Source organism: Bartonella queenslandensis AUST/NH15, from assembly GCF_000312585.1.
Taxonomy (GTDB): domain Bacteria; phylum Pseudomonadota; class Alphaproteobacteria; order Rhizobiales; family Rhizobiaceae; genus Bartonella; species Bartonella queenslandensis_A.
On sequence record NZ_HE997998.1, the window covers coordinates 193,879 to 211,214 of the forward strand.

A 17,336-nucleotide genomic window follows, 5' to 3' on the forward strand; every position below is an offset into this window, starting at 1 on the left:
CACACCCTGTTACAATGATGCGCGCATGAGGATTTTCACGTCGTGCTTTGCGGATAGCTTGTTTTGCTTGTCGTACGGCTTCGGCAGTGACAGCGCAGGTGTTAAAGATAATCGCACCATCTTTGAGCTGGTCTAGCCCTGACGAAGTACTTTCTTTGCGAATGATTTCCGATTCGTAGCTATTGAGTCGACAACCAAAAGTTACAATTTCTACTGCCATCAAGAGTGATCCTTTTTGTAGCGCCCTGTTAAAGGGTTAAAAAAACCACTAAAGTGATATTTTATTGGTCCCGTCATGATAATATGGTCATCTTCTCGATAAAAAATATTAAGTGTTCCCCCTGGTAAGGTTACATCGATATGGCGCTGTGTCAGACCACGTCGATAAGCGGCTACTGCACTGGCACAAGCAGCACTCCCACATGCTTGTGTTAATCCTGCTCCTCGTTCCCATGTGCGTAAATTTAGACTTTTCTTTGATGTTATGCAAGCAATGGAAATATTACACCGTTCTGGAAACAGGGGATCATATTCAAGTTTTGGTCCATATTTTTCTAATGGAATATGTTGAATATCGTTTTCAATAAAATAGATAGCATGGAGATTGCCAATAGATATAAGGCAAGCATCTTTTAAGGGACCAGCCGTAATTTCTACGTGATTGGTATCAGCTATTTCACGTGAAACAGGCATCTCTTTTGCGTTGAAATTTGGGCATCCCATATCAACAGAGATGAGATTGCTAATCTGGCGTTTTCCTTCAACAATTCCAGCAGGGGTTTCTAAACGAAAACTTTCACCAAAATTGTGGTCTGTGAGCCATGCAATGACACAGCGGGTACCATTACCACAAGCTTTAGCTTTTGAACCATCAGCATTCCATATTTCGATTCGGAAGTCGGCTTCTTTCTGGGTTGGTGTGTGGATAGCCATGATTTGATCAAAATGCATTTCGGGATCTGCCGATAAAGCAAGGATTGCTTGTACTGTGAGAGCCTTTGTACTTTCGCGCATATCAGCAACAATAATTTGATTTCCAAGACCATCCATTTTGCTAAATGGCGTTTTCATGAAATTTCTCTATTTCTAATAATTAATTATCAAGGGATATATGACTAAAAATCTTATAAATTTCTAGTATTTAATAAACATAAAACTAAGTACATAAATTATTTTGTTTGAAGTGAGTAATTTTAATCCTGTTTTTTTAATTTGTTAATTTATCTTTGTAATTATAACGAATATTCACTTAATTTTTTTGTGAGTTTATTTATTGTCGTGGGAGAGAGTACAGATATGTCGTTTTCAAAAAATTCGTTTTTCGTTGCAATGTCAACTGTAATGCTTTTAGGGGGATGTTCAACAACGCGGTTTGACAATAATGATAATAATAACGCATTAGAAGTTTTTTATCCATATCAACAAATGACAACATTGGAAGTGTCTAATCTGTCATCTGCTTCTTCGTCTATATCTGAAGCGGCAAACGCTTCGATGTATGAGAAAGGAGATTCTCAGAGTGATGGACGAATGGCTAGTCTCGAATTGCCAAGCAATGCCACTGATTTGTTTCCTGCAAGTATTGCTGGGGTATGGAAACTTTCTATTGAAGGTAAAGTTTGTCGGATTGCAACGCCACAAACAAAGTTTGGGCAAGGGTACAGAGCTGGTCCTTTACACTGTCCAGGAATTGCTTCCCAAGTGAGATCGTGGGCCGTTAAGGGAAAAAGATTATATTTTTATAATAATTATGGGCGTGTTATCATCACTCTTTATTCTTCAAATATTGATCGTTTTGAGGGACGTACACTTGATGATCATCCCGTTGTTTTAAGACGTTAGATCATTTTTTGACCGTTTATGAAAAAATAAGCTATATGGGCAGATTAGTGAAAAGAATTTATATTTTTCAGTGAAAACGGTTGGAAAAAGGTGGTTTGGATGGTTCTCGTTTCAATGCGCTATAAGGAGCTGGTTTCTGAAGGGAAAGTCCGTTTTGATCCAGCTCAATTGGCTGTAACAGAGCACTTTGACCATTTATTAAAAAAAATTTTGGAACGAAATGGTTCTCGTCCTTGGTCCTGGATATTTGTGTCCTTTTTAAAAAGAATCTTTAAAAGGAAAAAACAAAACTTTTCTCATGTTGTAAAACAAGGGGATGAAAATGGTTCTTTTCAGGGGTTGTATATTTATGGTGAAGTAGGACGGGGTAAAACCATGCTCATGGATTTGTTCTTTTCTTGTTTGCCTAAGAACCAAAAAAAGCGTGCTCATTTTAATGATTTTATGGCTGATGTGCATGAGCGTATTAATTTTTATCGTCAAGCATCTGGGCATGCAAAATCTAAACAAGATAATCCTATTTTAGCTGTTGCTGAAGATTTTGCACGAGAAACAAAAGTGCTTTGTTTTGATGAATTCAGTGTAACAGATATTGCTGATGCTATGGTGTTGGGGCGGCTTATTTCTGCTTTGTTTGATAAAGAAATTTTCTTTATTGCGACTTCAAATGTGGCGCCGGATAATCTTTATTATAATGGTTTAAATCGTGAACTCTTTTTGCCTTTTATCCAAACTTTAAAAGCCTATGTTTGTGTTTTTAATCTTGATGCAAAAACGGATTATCGTCTTGAAAAATCAAATCGACAGCCTGTGTATGTAACCCCATTAGGGAAAAAAGCAGATGGATGTATGGATCAAGCGTGGGAACTTGTGTTGCAAGGACATAAGGAAATATCTGATGAGCTTTCTATAAAAGGGCGCCTTATCCCTATTCCCCGTTTTGGTGCGGGATGTGCACGCTTTGATTATCGAGATTTGTGTGCACAGCCTTTGGCAGCGGCTGAGTATTTGGTATTAGGGGAGCGTTATCATACGATTTTTATCGATAATGTACCGGTCATGGATGATACATGTCGCAATGAAACAAAACGGTTTATTTTGCTTATTGATATTCTTTATGAGCGCAACATCCGGTTATTTATGTCGGCAGCAGCAGGTATGGAGCATTTATATAAGGGACACGCTCAGACTGCGGAAACATTTGAGTTTCAAAGAACACAGTCACGTCTTTTTGAAATGCAAAGTCACGATTATTTGAAACTTTGGGAAGAACATTTTCTTTTGAAGAAGAAGCATTGATTATACTTTTACCTTTACGTAAACTGTAAAAACTATAACTCTTTGAAATTAAAGAAACGTAATAATTCTATTGTATTTTTTTTTAATTCACTTTATCGATACATCATGATAATTTTCTAATAGTTATTTCTGCGGAGGGTTGTTGTTTCTATAAGGAAAGAAATTTGTAAATTTCATTTCTTTAATCCTTTTTATTATATTGTTTAAATGTGGTTGAAGTCAAAAATATTCAGTATATGGGCGCTGATGAGTGTGCGCTGAATTATCTAAAAGTTAGGAAAGAATAAAATGACACGAAAAAAGATAGCTCTCATTGGTTCAGGTATGATTGGGGGTACTTTAGCACATATTATTGGGCTTAAAGAGCTTGCTGATGTGGTCTTATTTGATATTGCAGAAGGTATGCCACAGGGTAAAGCTCTTGATATTGGTGAATCTTCTCCCGTTGATGGTTTTGATGTTAATTTAAAAGGTGCAAATGCTTATGAAGCAATTGAAGGATCTGATGTTGTTATTGTAACGGCAGGAGTGGCACGGAAACCGGGTATGAGCCGTGACGATCTTTTGGGTATTAATTTAAAAGTCATGGAACAAGTTGGTGCTGGGATTAAAAAATATGCACCTTCAGCTTTTGTTATTTGTATCACAAATCCTCTTGATGCAATGGTGTGGGCATTGCAGAAATTTTCAGGTCTTCCGGTGCATAAAGTGGTTGGTATGGCTGGTATTCTGGATTCAGCGCGTTTTCGTTATTTTTTATCTGAAGAATTTAAAGTCTCTGTCAAAGATGTGACAGCGTTTGTTTTAGGTGGGCATGGTGATTCAATGGTGTCCTTGGTGCGTTATTCAACAGTTGGTGGTATTTCTTTGCCTGATCTTATTAAAATGGGTTGGACAACACAGGAAAGAATTGATCAAATTATTCAACGTACTCGTGATGGTGGTGCAGAAATTGTTAGTTTGTTAAAAACAGGTTCTGCTTATTATGCTCCAGCTGCTTCTGCTGTTTCTATGGCTGAGGCCTATTTAAAGGATACTAAGCGTGTTGTGCCTGTTGCAGCCTATCTTTCAGGAGAATATGGCGTTAATGATACCTATGTTGGTGTTCCTGTTGTACTTGGTGCAGGTGGTGTTGAAAGGGTCATTGAAATTGATCTTGATAAAGAGGAAAGAGATGCTTTTAATTATTCCGTAAATGCGGTTAAAAAGCTTTGTGAAGCTTGTGTTGCTCTTGTGCCTGCTCTCAAATAAATTGGGCAAGGTTTTGTTCACTAAAACAGAGTATTCAAAGTATCAGAATTTAAAGATTAATAAAGTAATCCATAAAAGAAAAGGACAAATGCATGAATATCCATGAGTATCAGGCCAAACGTCTGCTTCATGAATATGGAGCACCCATTGCCAATGGTGTTGCTGTTTATTCTGTAGAGCAAGCTGAGAAATGGGCAAAAAAATTGCCTGGACCTCTCTATGTGGTTAAAAGTCAGATACACGCTGGTGGTCGTGGTAAGGGTAAGTTTAAAGAACTTGGTCCTGATGCAAAGGGTGGTGTTCGGCTTGCGCAATCTGTTGAAGAAGTTGTTGCAAATGTTCAAGAAATGCTTGGAAAAACTTTAGTAACAAAACAAACTGGTCCAGAGGGTAAACAAGTCAATCGTCTTTATATTGAAGATGGTGCCGATATTGAGCGCGAACTTTATCTTTCGCTTTTGGTTGATCGTAGCGTTGGTCGGATTGCTTTTGTTGTTTCAACAGAAGGGGGAATGGATATTGAAACGGTGGCTGAAGAGACACCAGAGAAAATTTTCACACTGCCCATTGATTCCGTAGAGGGAGTTACTTCTGCTGATTGTGCAAGACTTTGTGATGCGTTAGAATTGCGCGATAGTGCGCGGGAAGATGGTGAAAAGCTTTTTCCAATTCTCTATAAGGCATTTTGTGAAAAAGATATGAGCCTTTTAGAAATCAATCCGTTTATAGTGATGAAAGACGGTCATTTGCGCGTCCTTGATGCTAAAGTTTCTTTTGATAATAATGCTTTGTTTCGTCATCCAGATATTTTAGAATTGCGCGATCTTTCAGAAGAAGATCCAAAAGAAATCGAAGCTTCAAAGCATGATCTGGCTTATGTTGCTCTTGAGGGCACAATTGGTTGTATGGTCAATGGTGCGGGTCTTGCTATGGCAACCATGGATATTATTAAGCTTTATGGAGCTGAACCGGCGAATTTTTTGGATGTTGGTGGTGGAGCATCAAAAGAAAAGGTAACAGCTGCTTTTAAGATTATTACGGCTGATCCAAATGTTAAGGGCATTTTGGTTAACATTTTTGGTGGTATTATGCGTTGTGATGTCATTGCTGAAGGTGTGGTCGCTGCTGTTCGTGAAGTTGGTTTAAAGGTTCCCTTGGTTGTTCGTCTTGAAGGTACGAATGTTGAGCAGGGTAAAGCGATTATCAATGACAGTGGTTTGAATGTTATTCCCGCTGATGATTTAGATGATGCTGCTCAAAAAATTGTTGCAGCCGTGAAGGGAGCGTAAGTTATGTCAATTCTGGTGAATAAAGAGACAAAAGTTCTCGTTCAAGGGCTTACAGGAAAAACAGGAACATTTCATACAGAACAGGCGCTTGCTTATCATGGCACGCAAATGGTTGGTGGTGTTAATCCTAAAAAGGGTGGAGAAATATGGGAAGGTTCAAAAGGTGAAACTCTTCCTATATTTGCTAGTGTTGCAGAAGCAAAAGAAAAAACAGGTGCAGATGCTTCCGTTATTTATGTTCCTCCTGCAGGGGCTGCGGCAGCTGTTATAGAAGCTATTGAAGCTGAAGTTCGTTTAATTATCTGTATTACGGAAGGTATTCCCGTTATGGATATGGTAAAAGTAAAGGCGCGATTAGAAAACTCAAAATCTCGTCTTATTGGTCCTAATTGTCCTGGTATTCTCACGCCAAACGAATGTAAAATTGGTATTATGCCTGGTTCTATTTTTAAAAAAGGCTCTGTTGGGGTTGTTTCACGGTCGGGAACTTTAACTTATGAAGCTGTTTTTCAAACAAGTCAGGAAGGTCTGGGACAAACAACCGCTATAGGGATTGGTGGTGATCCTGTTAAGGGAACTGAATTTATTGATGTGTTGGAAATGTTTTTAGCGGATGATGAAACCCAGTCTATTGTTATGATTGGAGAGATTGGTGGATCTGCTGAAGAAGAAGCGGCACAGTTTTTGAGAGATGAAGCAAGAAAAGGGCGTAAAAAGCCAGTTGTTGGCTTTATTGCTGGTCGTACGGCTCCTCCAGGGCGGACAATGGGACATGCTGGTGCTGTTATTTCTGGTGGTAAAGGTGGAGCAGAAGATAAAATTGCTGCAATGGAATCAGCTGGAATTCGTGTGTCTCCTTCGCCATCACAGATAGGCAAGACTTTAATGTCAGTTTTGAAGGGCTAAAAGAAAACTTCATCTGAATAAGAATATTTTCTTAATTCAGGTGGGAAAACTTGAGTATAAAAAGGTAAAACTTTTTTAAATATTCGTACCCTCATCTGCTTTGTAAGCATTTAAAGGTCGAAAAGAGATATAAGGAGACGGAATAGATGTTCCGGAGAGGTATATGGCAAGGCAGGACGAGATAAATAGTCTTTTTGCACAGACGTCATTTCTTTATGGTGGGAATGCGGATTATATAGATCAACTTTATGCTCAGTATGAAAAAGATCCTACCAGTGTTGATTCACAGTGGCGTGCTTTTTTTGAAGGACTTCATGATAACAAAGAGGATGTTCTCAAAAATGCTGAAGGAGCAACATGGCAGCGTGATCATTGGCCATTGAAGCCAAATGGTGAGTTGGTTTCTGCTCTTGATGGTGATTGGTCTTCTCTTGAAAAATATCTTGGTGATAAATTAAAGGAAAAAGCAGCAACGGGGAGTGCACAAAAAGGAAAAACTTCCAGTGAACAAGATATTATTCGTGCAACGCGTGATTCTGTTCACGCCATTATGATGATTCGTGCGTTTCGAGCACGGGGGCATCTTCGTGCAAAGCTTGACCCTCTTCAATTGGCAGAAAAACTGGAGGATTATAGAGAACTTTCTCCAGAAGCTTACGGTTTTACTCCTGCTGATTATGAGCGTCCCATTTTTATTGATAATGTTTTAGGATTGGAATATGCAACTATTCCGCAAATGCTTGAAATTCTCAATCGTACCTATTGTTCAACAATCGGTGTGGAATATATGCATGTTTCTGATCCAATCCAGAAAGCATGGCTTCAAGAGCGTATTGAAGGGCGAGACAAAAAAATTGCTTTCACTCAGCAAGACAAGAAAGCTATCCTGAATAAACTTATTCAGGCAGAGGGATTCGAACAGTTTTTAGATACTAAATATAAAGGTACAAAACGTTTTGGACTTGATGGTGGTGAAGCGCTGATTCCTGCTCTTGAACAAATTGTTAAATGTGGTAGTGCTTTAGGGGTGCAGGAAGTTATTTTAGGAATGGCCCATCGTGGGCGTTTAAATGTTCTTTCACAAGTACTCGCCAAGCCGCATAGAGCTATCTTTCATGAATTCAAAGGAGGGTCTTATAAGCCGGATGATGTAGAGGGATCCGGTGATGTTAAATATCATTTAGGCACGACTGCAGATTTGGACTTTGATGGGAATAAAGTTCATTTATCACTTTTGCCTAATCCCTCTCATCTTGAGATTGTTGATCCGGTTGTTATGGGAAAAGCACGTGCTAAACAAGATCAACTTATGGGACCTACACATACTGATTCACTCCCATTAAGTGAGCGTTCAAAAGTATTGCCATTGCTTATTCATGGTGATGCTGCTTTTGCAGGACAAGGCGTTATCCAAGAAACTTTTGGTCTTTCAGGTCTTAAGGGTTATCGTGTTGCAGGCTCACTTCATGTTATTATCAATAATCAGATTGGTTTTACAACAGCGCCACGTTTTTCACGTTCTTCGCCTTATCCATCTGATGTTGCAAAGATGATTGATGCTCCCATTTTCCATGTGAATGGGGATGATCCTGAAGCTGTTGTTTTTGTTGCAAAAATAGCAATGGAATTTCGTCAAATTTTCCATAAACCGGTGGTCATTGATATGTTTTGTTATCGCCGTTATGGACATAATGAAGGTGATGAACCTTCCTTTACGCAACCGCTTATGTATAAAGCAATTCGTAATCATAAAACAACTCTTCAGCTTTATAGTGATCAATTGATAGCAGAGGGAATGGTTTCTTCAGAAGAGATTGAGCAACAAAAAAAGTTGTGGCGTGATAAGCTTGAAGAGGAATTGGAAGCAAGTGGTTCTTATAAGCCTAATAAGGCTGATTGGCTTGATGGAAGCTGGATGGGCATTAAAGCTTTTAGTAATTCTGATGAGCAACATTCTAGGACAACGGGTGTTGAATTAGAAACTTTAAAGGACATTGGTCAGAAACTTGTCGAAGTTCCAGCAAATTTTAATGTTCATAAAACGATACAGCGTTTTTTAAATAATCGTGCTAAAATTTTTGAAACAGGTGAGGGCGTTGACTGGGCAACCGCTGAAGCTTTAGCTTTTGGTTCACTTTGTTTAGAAGGAGCGCCGATTCGTCTTTCTGGTGAGGATGTTGAACGGGGAACTTTTTCACAACGTCATTCAGTGCTTTATGACCAAGAAAATGAAGCGCGTTATATTCCTTTGAATCATTTACAAAAGGGGCAAGCGCTTTATGAAGTTGTTAACTCTATGCTTTCTGAAGAAGCTGTTCTTGGTTTTGAATATGGATATTCTCTTGCTGAACCACGCGGATTAACACTTTGGGAAGCACAATTTGGTGATTTCTCTAATGGTGCACAGGTCATCTTTGACCAATTTATTTCATCTGCAGAGCGTAAATGGCTTCGTATGTCTGGTCTTGTGTGTTTGTTACCTCATGGGTTTGAAGGGCAAGGACCGGAACATTCTTCTGCACGTTTAGAACGATTTCTTCAGCTTTGTGCGGAAGATAATATGCAGGTTGCTAATTGTACAACCCCTGCAAATTATTTTCATATTTTGCGTCGACAAATTAAGCGTGATTTCCGTAAGCCTTTGATTCTTATGACACCTAAATCACTTTTGCGTCATAAGCGGGCTGTTTCTCTTCTCAATGAAATGGGACCAGAAACAAGTTTCCATCGTGTGTTGCTTGATGATGCAGAATGTCTCAAAGATTCTGTCGTGAAATTGCAAAAAGATAATAAAATTCGCCGTGTCGTTCTTTGTACGGGTAAGGTTTATTACGACCTTTATGAAGAACGTGAAAAAAAGGGTATCGATGATGTTTATCTCCTTCGTGTTGAACAGTTGTATCCTTTTCCTGCAAAAGTTTTGGTGAATGTGTTATCGCGCTTTTTGCAAGCAGAGGTTTTTTGGTGTCAGGAGGAACCAAAAAACATGGGGGCTTGGTCATTTATTGAGCCTTATTTGGAATGGGTTTTGACGCATATTAATGCGCAATATTCGCGTGCTCGTTATGCAGGGCGTCCTGCGAGTGCATCACCGGCCTCTGGGTTAATGGTGAAACACCTTGAACAACTGGCTGCGTTTCTTAAAGACGCGTTAGGTTCTTAATTTATTACTACTTTGATGTATGGAAAAATATTATGACTACTGAAATCCGTGTTCCTACTTTGGGCGAATCGGTCACCGAAGCAACGGTTGGCAAATGGTTTAAAAAACTTGGCGAAGCTGTTGCTATGGATGAGCCTTTGGTTGAATTAGAAACTGATAAGGTAACAGTTGAAGTTCCTTCGCCTGTTGCGGGGAGATTATCTGAAATCATCGCAAAAGAAGGCGATACGGTTGAAGTAAATGCTCTTTTAGGAGCAGTGGAGGCTGGTGAAGCGGGTGTTTCCCAATCCTTTTCACCTGCTGCTACACCTGTTGTAGCAGCTTCATCTGAATCGGAGAAGCCAGCTTCGAGCAGTACCATGCCTCCTTCACCTTCAGCAGCAAAATTGATGGCTGAAAATAATGTTACGAAAAGTGATATTTCAGGTTCTGGAAAGCGTGGACAAATTCTTAAAGGAGATGTTCTTGGTGGGTTAGAACAAAGAACAAATGCTCCTACACCTTCTTCCTCTGCAACGAGTTCTTCTGTAACTTCTGTATCAGAAACGCGTGAAGAGCGGGTTCGTATGACGAAATTACGTCAAACAATTGCTCGTCGTCTTAAAGATGCGCAAAATGTGGCAGCAATGTTAACCACATTTAATGAGGTTGATATGTCAGCAGTGATGGATTTGCGCAAGCGTTATAAGGATCTTTTTGAAAAGAAACATGGTGTTAAACTTGGTTTTATGGGATTTTTTACCAAAGCTGTTTGTCATGCATTAAAAGAACTTCCTGCTGTTAATGCTGAAATTGATGGAACAGATATTGTTTACAAAAACTATGTCAATGTTGGAATTGCTGTTGGAACGGATAAAGGGCTTGTCGTTCCAGTGGTGCGTGATGCAGATCAAATGTCATTAGCAGAGATTGAAAAGGAGATTGGCCGTTTGGGACGTCTTGCGCGTGATGGAAAATTAGCTGTTTCTGATATGCAAGGTGGAACTTTTACCATTACCAATGGTGGTGTGTATGGGTCGTTGATGTCGACACCAATTTTGAATGCACCACAATCTGGTATTTTGGGAATGCATGCGATTAAAGAGCGAGCAATGGTTGTGGAGGGGCAAGCGGTAATCCGCCCCATGATGTATTTAGCGCTTTCTTATGATCACCGTATTGTGGATGGGCAAGAAGCTGTAACTTTCCTTGTGCGTGTTAAGGAAAGCTTAGAAGATCCGGAACGCCTTGTTCTTGATTTGTAAAATACAGTTTTCAGGATGAAAGGAGAAACGGATGTCTTATGATGTGGCTGTGATCGGAGCGGGTCCAGGTGGTTATGTAGCAGCAATAAAGGCGGCACAACTAGGACTTAAAGTAGCAATTATTGAAAAGCGTACAACATTAGGGGGAACATGTCTCAATGTTGGTTGTATACCTTCTAAAGCGTTGTTGCATGCTTCAGAAGTGTTTGCTGAAACCCAGCATGGTTTTGAAACACTTGGGATTTCTATTGGCAAATCTAAACTTAATCTTGAACAAATGATGGTCCATAAGAAATCTGTGGTGACAGCTAATACTAGTGGCGTTTCTTTTTTGATGAAAAAAAATAAAGTTGATACTTTTTTTGGAGAAGCCAAAATTTTGAGTGCGGGTCATGTGGAAGTTGTTGCTAGAGATGGTAATAAACAAACAATTGAAACAAAAAATATTATTATTGCTACGGGCTCACAAAGTTCAGGCATTCCAGGGGTCAATGTTAAAATTGATGAAAAGACTATTGTTTCTTCTACGGGAGCCCTTTCACTTGAAAAAGTGCCAGAACATATGATTGTGGTGGGTGCTGGTGTCATTGGTTCAGAACTTGGGTCGGTTTGGAGCCGTTTAGGGGCTAAAGTGACTATTATTGAGTATCTTAATAAGGTTCTGGGCTCAATGGATGGTGAAATTTCACGGCAATTTCAGAAATTAATGGAAAAACAGGGAATTGAATATAAAACAGGGGCAAAGGTAACTGCCATTACGCAAACTGGTTCAGTGGCTAAGGTGAGCTTTGAATTTATCAAAGGTGGTGAATCTGAAACTTTAGAGGCTGATGTTGTGCTTATTGCTACGGGGCGTTCTCCATATACGGAGGGGCTTGGCTTGAGTGAGGTTGGTGTTCAATTAGATGAACGCGGATTTATTGCAATTAATGCCCATTGGCAGACAAATATTCCAGGAATTTATGCGATTGGTGATGTTGTAAAAGGGCCAATGTTAGCGCATAGAGCAGAGGAAGAAGGCGTTGCTGTTGCAGAAATTTTGGCAGGTCAGAAAGGGCATGTTAATTTTGATGTTATTCCTAGTGTTGTTTATACACAGCCAGAAATTGCGAGTGTAGGAAAGACAGAAGAAGAACTGAAAGCGGCTGATATTGAATATAATGTTGGCAAATTTCCTTTTATGGCTAATGGTCGGGCACGCGCGATGCAAAAGAGCGATGGATTTGTTAAAATCCTTTCTGATAAAAAAACAGATCGGGTTTTGGGGGGGCATATTCTTGGTTTTGCTGCTGGTGAAATGATCCACGAGATTGCAGTGTTAATGGAATTTGGTGGCTCATCAGAAGATCTGGGTCGCTGTTGTCATGCGCATCCAACCTTATCAGAAGCAGTACGTGAAGCAGCTTTAGCAACATTTGCTAAACCACTTCATATTTAAAAAGTACGTTTTAAAAGGCTCAAGGGGCTGTAAATATTTGTGAAGCATGCAACAACATTTTAGAAAGAGTAAAACAAGAGTATGAGATATTCCACTTAATTTGTTGCGTGCTTTTCAATAAGTGTTATTTTAGATCTCAGTTGTGCAATTTTGATTGATTATCTTGTACTATCGTTCAGAGCGGTGGTGTTTGGTCGTATTTAATCTATGTAACGTTTTACATATGAGGTATTTTTATACTGTTATAAAATATTAAGGATAGGATTTTCAGCCTATTTGCGTGCTTTGTTTTAAGGAAGCATCTCTCAAAAATCTCAAGCCTATTTCGCAATAGTGTGTTCGTGAATGGTATAACTGTAAAATTCTTTGTGACGTATATAAACCCATTACACATCATAATTTTTGTACTTAGTAAAAGATATGAGTCGGCACCATAAATTATATTTACTAGCCTTTTATACACTTTTTAGTTATTTGAGCAGCTTTTATAAGAGTATTTTTTCTTGCTGCTTCTTTTATTCAAACAATAAATATTGATTTATAATGATAATTCACTGTTTTGTATGTTGAGTGAGAATTCTGAATATCGTAAGATTTTTTCATTTCAAAGCTGTTTATCTTGAATCAATTAAAACCATTCCTTTGCACGTCATAGGTGGGATGAATGTGTGGATAAAGACTATAGAAGAAAGGAGTAAAAATGGTTCTTATGAATCGTCTTAATGCAATGATCTGTTGCAACACCCACGGGCTGGCAAATAGTGTGATGGTGCCGGATTATTTCTCTATAAGCGTAAAGATGGAGGTGCTCAATGGATTTACCGTTATATCCTTCACGGGTGCTACCGAGAAATAGGTTTGGGTGCCTTAAGAGGTGTTTCTTTAAAACAAGCCCGTGAAACGAACTCCTCCTGCTTGTGACATGTAAAAGAAATGGTTTTGATTAATTTAATATAAACAGACTTGTAATGAAAGAATCCTAAGGTATTAGAGGCTCTCATTCAACGCGCAAAACAATAAGTTATATTTACAATTTGTTGTATATTAGAGCAAAGTTTGCTTATAGAGTTGGATGAACTGGAAAGCCAAACGGCAGGTCTTCGGGAAGAAATTGAATTATTTACAGACTATTGTTTATAGAGATGATGTTTTTAATGATTATAAATCAATAGGTTATATATAGCGCGAATTACATGACGAGAGAAGCCAAGAGGAATTTTCTAAAAAAAAATAGGATTGTTTAATGATTGATGCGGATTAGAAAATTTCATTCTTTAAGGTCCAGAGAATGTCATATATTTTACAAAATACCACTCTTTTTAAAGGAGTGGTATTTTTATTATCTTTTGTTGAGAGCCTCTCTTTTTGATGACAATAGCAGGTCATACAGTATAATTAAAACAGTTTTTGCCTGTCTGTTCTTTTTGATCATTGCTTGCTATGTATTAAAAAGATGATCTATATCTTATTTAAGGCTTTTTAAGAAATCTCAATGTTGCCAAAATATACCCCGTAGTTAAAATTTTTGAGAAAACATAATTTCATAAGAATATTAAAGTTATTTTCATTTGACAGTTTTGTGATAACTTAAAAAGTTAAATCTATGCACTCTATAGGGACAAATTTAAAATTGTAATTTTTTATCCTCTTCTTGTTCTCTTATAAAGGTGGAAAGCCCCATATGATCAAGGTATTTGAGGAAAGGGTGGGGTGGTAATTCTTCTACGTTGACCATTGTTTTAACATCCCATTCGCCTGTGGCAATAAGAAGGGCGGTTGCGGCTGCTGGTACACCAGCTGTATAAGAAATGCCTTGTGCTCCGGTTTCATGAAAAGCTTGTTTGTGATCGGCTATGTTATAGATAAAAATTTCTCTCGGGTTTCCATCTTTTTCGCCTTTAATAAGATCTCCGATACAGGTTTTTCCTGTGTATTCTGGGGCGAGAGAGGAAGGATCAGGTAAGACAGCTTTTACAACTTTTAAAGGAACGACTTCTTGTCCTTCTGCTGTTTTAATGGGTTGTTCGGATAAGAGACCCAGATTTTTTAAAACGGTAAAAACAGTGATATAATGATCGCTAAAACCCATCCAGAAGCGGATATTTTGGACATCAAGATTTTTGGAAAGAGAATGAATTTCATCATGTCCTGTCATATAAGCTTTTTGTTTTCCAACAACGGGGAGATCCCATTCATGGCTGACTTCAAACATTTTATTAGAGGTCCATTTTTTATTTTGCCATGACCATACTTGTCCTGTAAATTCACGGAAGTTAATTTCTGGATCAAAATTTGTAGCAAACCAACGTTCATGGCTTCCAGCATTAATATCGATAATATCGATGTCTGTGATTTTATCAAAATAACATTTATGGGCTAATGCTGCGTAAGCATTAACAACACCGGGATCAAAGCCCGCACCCAAAATAGCAGTAATACCCGCTTGTTCACATTCCTGACGCCGTGGCCATTCATAATTGCCATACCAAGGAGGAGTTTCACAAATTTTAAGAGGGTCTTCGTGGATGGCAGTATCGATATAAGCACACTTAGTTTCGATACAAGCTGAAAGAACAGACATATTAAGAAAGGCTGAACCAACATTAATGACAATTTCGCATTTGGTGTTTTGGATGAGCTTCACAGTTTCTCCTACATTCATGGCATTGAGTGAATGGCCTTCGAGAACCCCTTGTTCTTTCATGGTGTTTTTTCTTTAATAGAAGCAATGATGGCTTCACATTTTTTGAGTGTTCGTGAAGCAATATGAATTTCACCCAAAATATCGTTGTTTTGAGCACATTTGTGTGCAACAACTTGTGCAACACCTCCAGCACCAATGATAAGAACATTTTTCTTCATTGTAGGTTTATCTCCTTTTTAATACTGTTGTATGACGTTTTTTATGGTTATCTTTATGAAAGGCTTTCCAGATAGTCGTTATAGCTGAATTGGCGTTGCAATGTTAATGTACCATCGCATTCTTTGAAAACAATAGAAGGCATTGTTACACCATTAAACCAGTTTTTCTTGACCATTGTATATCCTGCTGCGTCTTGAAAAGACAGTCTATCCCCTATTTTAAGGGGGGTTGGAAACCGAAATGTTCCAAAAATATCACCAGCAAGACAGGATTTCCCGCAGATCATAATTTCGTGCTCTCCTTGATTGGGTTCTAATTTGGCATTTTCACGATAAATGAGAAGATCAAGCATATGTGCTTCAATCGAGCTATTAACGATGGCAAGATTCTTTTCGTTGTACAATGTGTCAAGAACACTAACTTCTAGGGTGGTGCTTTTGGTGATAGCAGCTTCTCCTGGTTCTAGAAAAAGAGTGACGCCATGGGTTTTGGAAAAGAGTTTTAAGCGTTCTGCAAAAGCCTCTAGAGGATAATTTTCAGCTGTAAAATGGATGCCGCCGCCAAGGCTTATCCAGTCAACAGCAGAAAAAAGTTCTGAAAACTTTTCTTCCATGGTTCCAAGCATTTTGTTAAAAAGATTAAAGTCAGCATTTTCACAATTGTTATGGATCATCAAGCCGTTGATAAGAGGTAGAACTTCTTTGATAGCGCTTTGGTTTGTTTCTCCTAAGCGACTAAAAGGGCGGGAGGGATTAGCAAGATCAAAATTTGATGCACTTATTCCTGGGTTTAATCTTAAACCACGTTGAATGGTTTTTGTTGCATCAGAAAAGCGTTGAAGTTGTTGGATTGAGTTAAAAATAATTTTATCTGCATAACCACAGGCCTCATCAATTTCCTGATCCGCCCAAGCAACCGAGTAGGCATGGGTTTCTTTGCCAAACTTTTCTCTTCCTAAACGCAGTTCATAAAGAGATGATGATGTGGTTCCATCCATGAATTCAGACATTAAATCAAAAACACTCCATGTGGCAAAACATTTCAAAGCAAGCAAAACTTTTGTTCCCGACATTTCTCGTAAACGAGAAATCGTTTGCATATTTTTGATGAGTTTCGATTTGTCTATAAGATAATAGGGGGTTTTTATCATCATTTATTCATTCTTTTTTGAAGGATCTTATTGTCAAGATAAACGTTTAGTACAAAGACTAACAGAATGTCTCAAGAAAAAAGAATCTTAAGAAAAGAATCTGTTTCTGTCTAGTAATAGAAAGGCTTTCTGTAACTGCTGTTGTTTATTATTTTGAGTTTTGCGTTATGAGTATGAAAAAAAAATTATATTATGCTTTAGCTTTTATATTTGTTAGCAGTTTTTTTATTATAGTGACCACTTTTGTTAATTGGGAGCAAAATAGGAGTGATGCTAAAGCCAAACCGGTTACTCAAACATCTATCCAAGAGAGTTCGGTGCCTTTGATTTTTACGGGTCGTAGAGAACTGAATGGTTTTAAGGGTTATCATCATTATCGGCGCGGTTATGTTAAATATAAAGATAATTGGTGGTATCCTGAAGTGGCATTTGTTACATCACCGCACTTAAGCACAAAAGACGCATCATTAAAATTTGTATCAGATACTAAAAGAGTGTTTTTAACGTCTTCCTCAGAAAAGCCAGAAAAAAAAGAGCCATGGATACTTAAACAGCATATTGAATCTTGTCGTGCACGTTATCGCTCTTATAATAAAAATGATAATAGTTTTCAGCCTTTTCATGGGCCTCGTAAACAGTGTTTATCACGCTTTTTTAAAGGATAGAAATGAATTAAATAAAATTTTAATTGCTTCTTGTCGTGAGCATTATTGTTCTTACAATAAAAGGAAAACTTGTGTGGTGTGCAGCATTTTCATGCAAGTATGCATTGTTTTTTGAAAAATTTAAATATTTTTAAGTTTTATTCAATCTTATTATCATTAAGTGTGGAATGGGGGGAAAATGTAAAATTTTGTTTTGTCAATGACAAAATATTAAAGGCAGGATGGA

Annotated in this window: 11 protein-coding genes and 3 pseudogenes; 10 read left to right on the plus strand and 4 right to left on the minus strand. The window is 38.2% G+C overall.

Translation table 11 applies throughout. The annotated features are described in order from the left end of the window. Both BN338_RS04635 and dapF read right to left on the minus strand, forming a co-directional pair. Nucleotides 1-220, minus strand: a pseudogene (locus tag BN338_RS04635) (tRNA (N(6)-L-threonylcarbamoyladenosine(37)-C(2))-methylthiotransferase MtaB); the annotation flags it as partial. Next, entirely contained in the window at nt 220-1,071 is an 852-nt protein-coding gene (dapF, locus tag BN338_RS04640) for a diaminopimelate epimerase (protein ID WP_039759483.1), read from the minus strand. The gene dapF and the pseudogene BN338_RS04635, both read right to left, overlap by 1 nt. 225 nt (nt 1,072-1,296) lie before the next feature. Between dapF and BN338_RS04645 the strand changes: the two genes are divergently transcribed. The 9 genes and pseudogenes from BN338_RS04645 to BN338_RS13045 all read left to right on the plus strand — a co-directional run. Then, the gene (locus BN338_RS04645) at nt 1,297-1,842 is read left to right on the plus strand and encodes an AprI/Inh family metalloprotease inhibitor (protein WP_039759485.1); all 546 of its coding nucleotides are present in this window, start codon (nt 1,297-1,299) and stop codon (nt 1,840-1,842) included. Between the two features lie 99 nt (nt 1,843-1,941). Further along, complete coding sequence (gene zapE, locus BN338_RS04650; protein ID WP_039759486.1) at nt 1,942-3,141, plus strand: cell division protein ZapE; 1,200 nt, start codon at nt 1,942-1,944, stop codon at nt 3,139-3,141. A gap of 288 nt (nt 3,142-3,429) precedes the next feature. Further along, nucleotides 3,430-4,392, plus strand: coding sequence for a malate dehydrogenase (gene mdh, locus BN338_RS04655; protein ID WP_039759488.1), 963 nt, complete (start codon nt 3,430-3,432; stop codon nt 4,390-4,392). Nucleotides 4,393-4,484: 92 nt separating this feature from the next. Next, entirely contained in the window at nt 4,485-5,681 is a 1,197-nt protein-coding gene (sucC, locus tag BN338_RS04660; RefSeq protein WP_039759490.1) for an ADP-forming succinate--CoA ligase subunit beta, read from the plus strand. A 3-nt stretch (nt 5,682-5,684) separates the two neighbouring features. Continuing rightward, on the plus strand, nt 5,685-6,587 hold the full coding sequence (gene sucD, locus BN338_RS04665) for a succinate--CoA ligase subunit alpha (protein WP_039759491.1): 903 nt from the start codon (nt 5,685-5,687) through the stop codon (nt 6,585-6,587). Between the two features lie 163 nt (nt 6,588-6,750). After that, nucleotides 6,751-9,750 (plus strand): 2-oxoglutarate dehydrogenase E1 component, encoded by a 3,000-nt coding sequence (locus tag BN338_RS04670; RefSeq protein ID WP_039759493.1) that lies wholly within the window; start codon nt 6,751-6,753, stop codon nt 9,748-9,750. Between the two features lie 32 nt (nt 9,751-9,782). After that, entirely contained in the window at nt 9,783-10,994 is a 1,212-nt protein-coding gene (odhB, locus tag BN338_RS04675; protein ID WP_039759495.1) for a 2-oxoglutarate dehydrogenase complex dihydrolipoyllysine-residue succinyltransferase, read from the plus strand. A 31-nt stretch (nt 10,995-11,025) separates the two neighbouring features. After that, complete coding sequence (lpdA, locus tag BN338_RS04680; RefSeq protein WP_039759497.1) at nt 11,026-12,432, plus strand: dihydrolipoyl dehydrogenase; 1,407 nt, start codon at nt 11,026-11,028, stop codon at nt 12,430-12,432. Between the two features lie 700 nt (nt 12,433-13,132). After that, nucleotides 13,133-13,332, plus strand: a pseudogene (locus BN338_RS13045) (Arm DNA-binding domain-containing protein); the annotation flags it as partial. 724 nt (nt 13,333-14,056) lie between these two features. Here BN338_RS13045 and BN338_RS04685 read toward each other — a convergent pair. Together BN338_RS04685 and BN338_RS04690 are read right to left on the minus strand one after the other, a co-directional pair. Continuing rightward, nucleotides 14,057-15,294, minus strand: a pseudogene (locus BN338_RS04685) (saccharopine dehydrogenase family protein). 53 nt (nt 15,295-15,347) lie between these two features. After that, nucleotides 15,348-16,445, minus strand: coding sequence for a carboxynorspermidine decarboxylase (locus tag BN338_RS04690; protein WP_039759568.1), 1,098 nt, complete (start codon nt 16,443-16,445; stop codon nt 15,348-15,350). A 167-nt stretch (nt 16,446-16,612) separates the two neighbouring features. On the opposite strand from BN338_RS04690, the gene BN338_RS04695 reads away from it, so the two are divergent. Beyond that, the gene (locus BN338_RS04695; protein ID WP_039759500.1) at nt 16,613-17,110 is read left to right on the plus strand and encodes a BA14K family protein; all 498 of its coding nucleotides are present in this window, start codon (nt 16,613-16,615) and stop codon (nt 17,108-17,110) included. Nucleotides 17,111-17,336 lie beyond the last annotated feature (226 nt).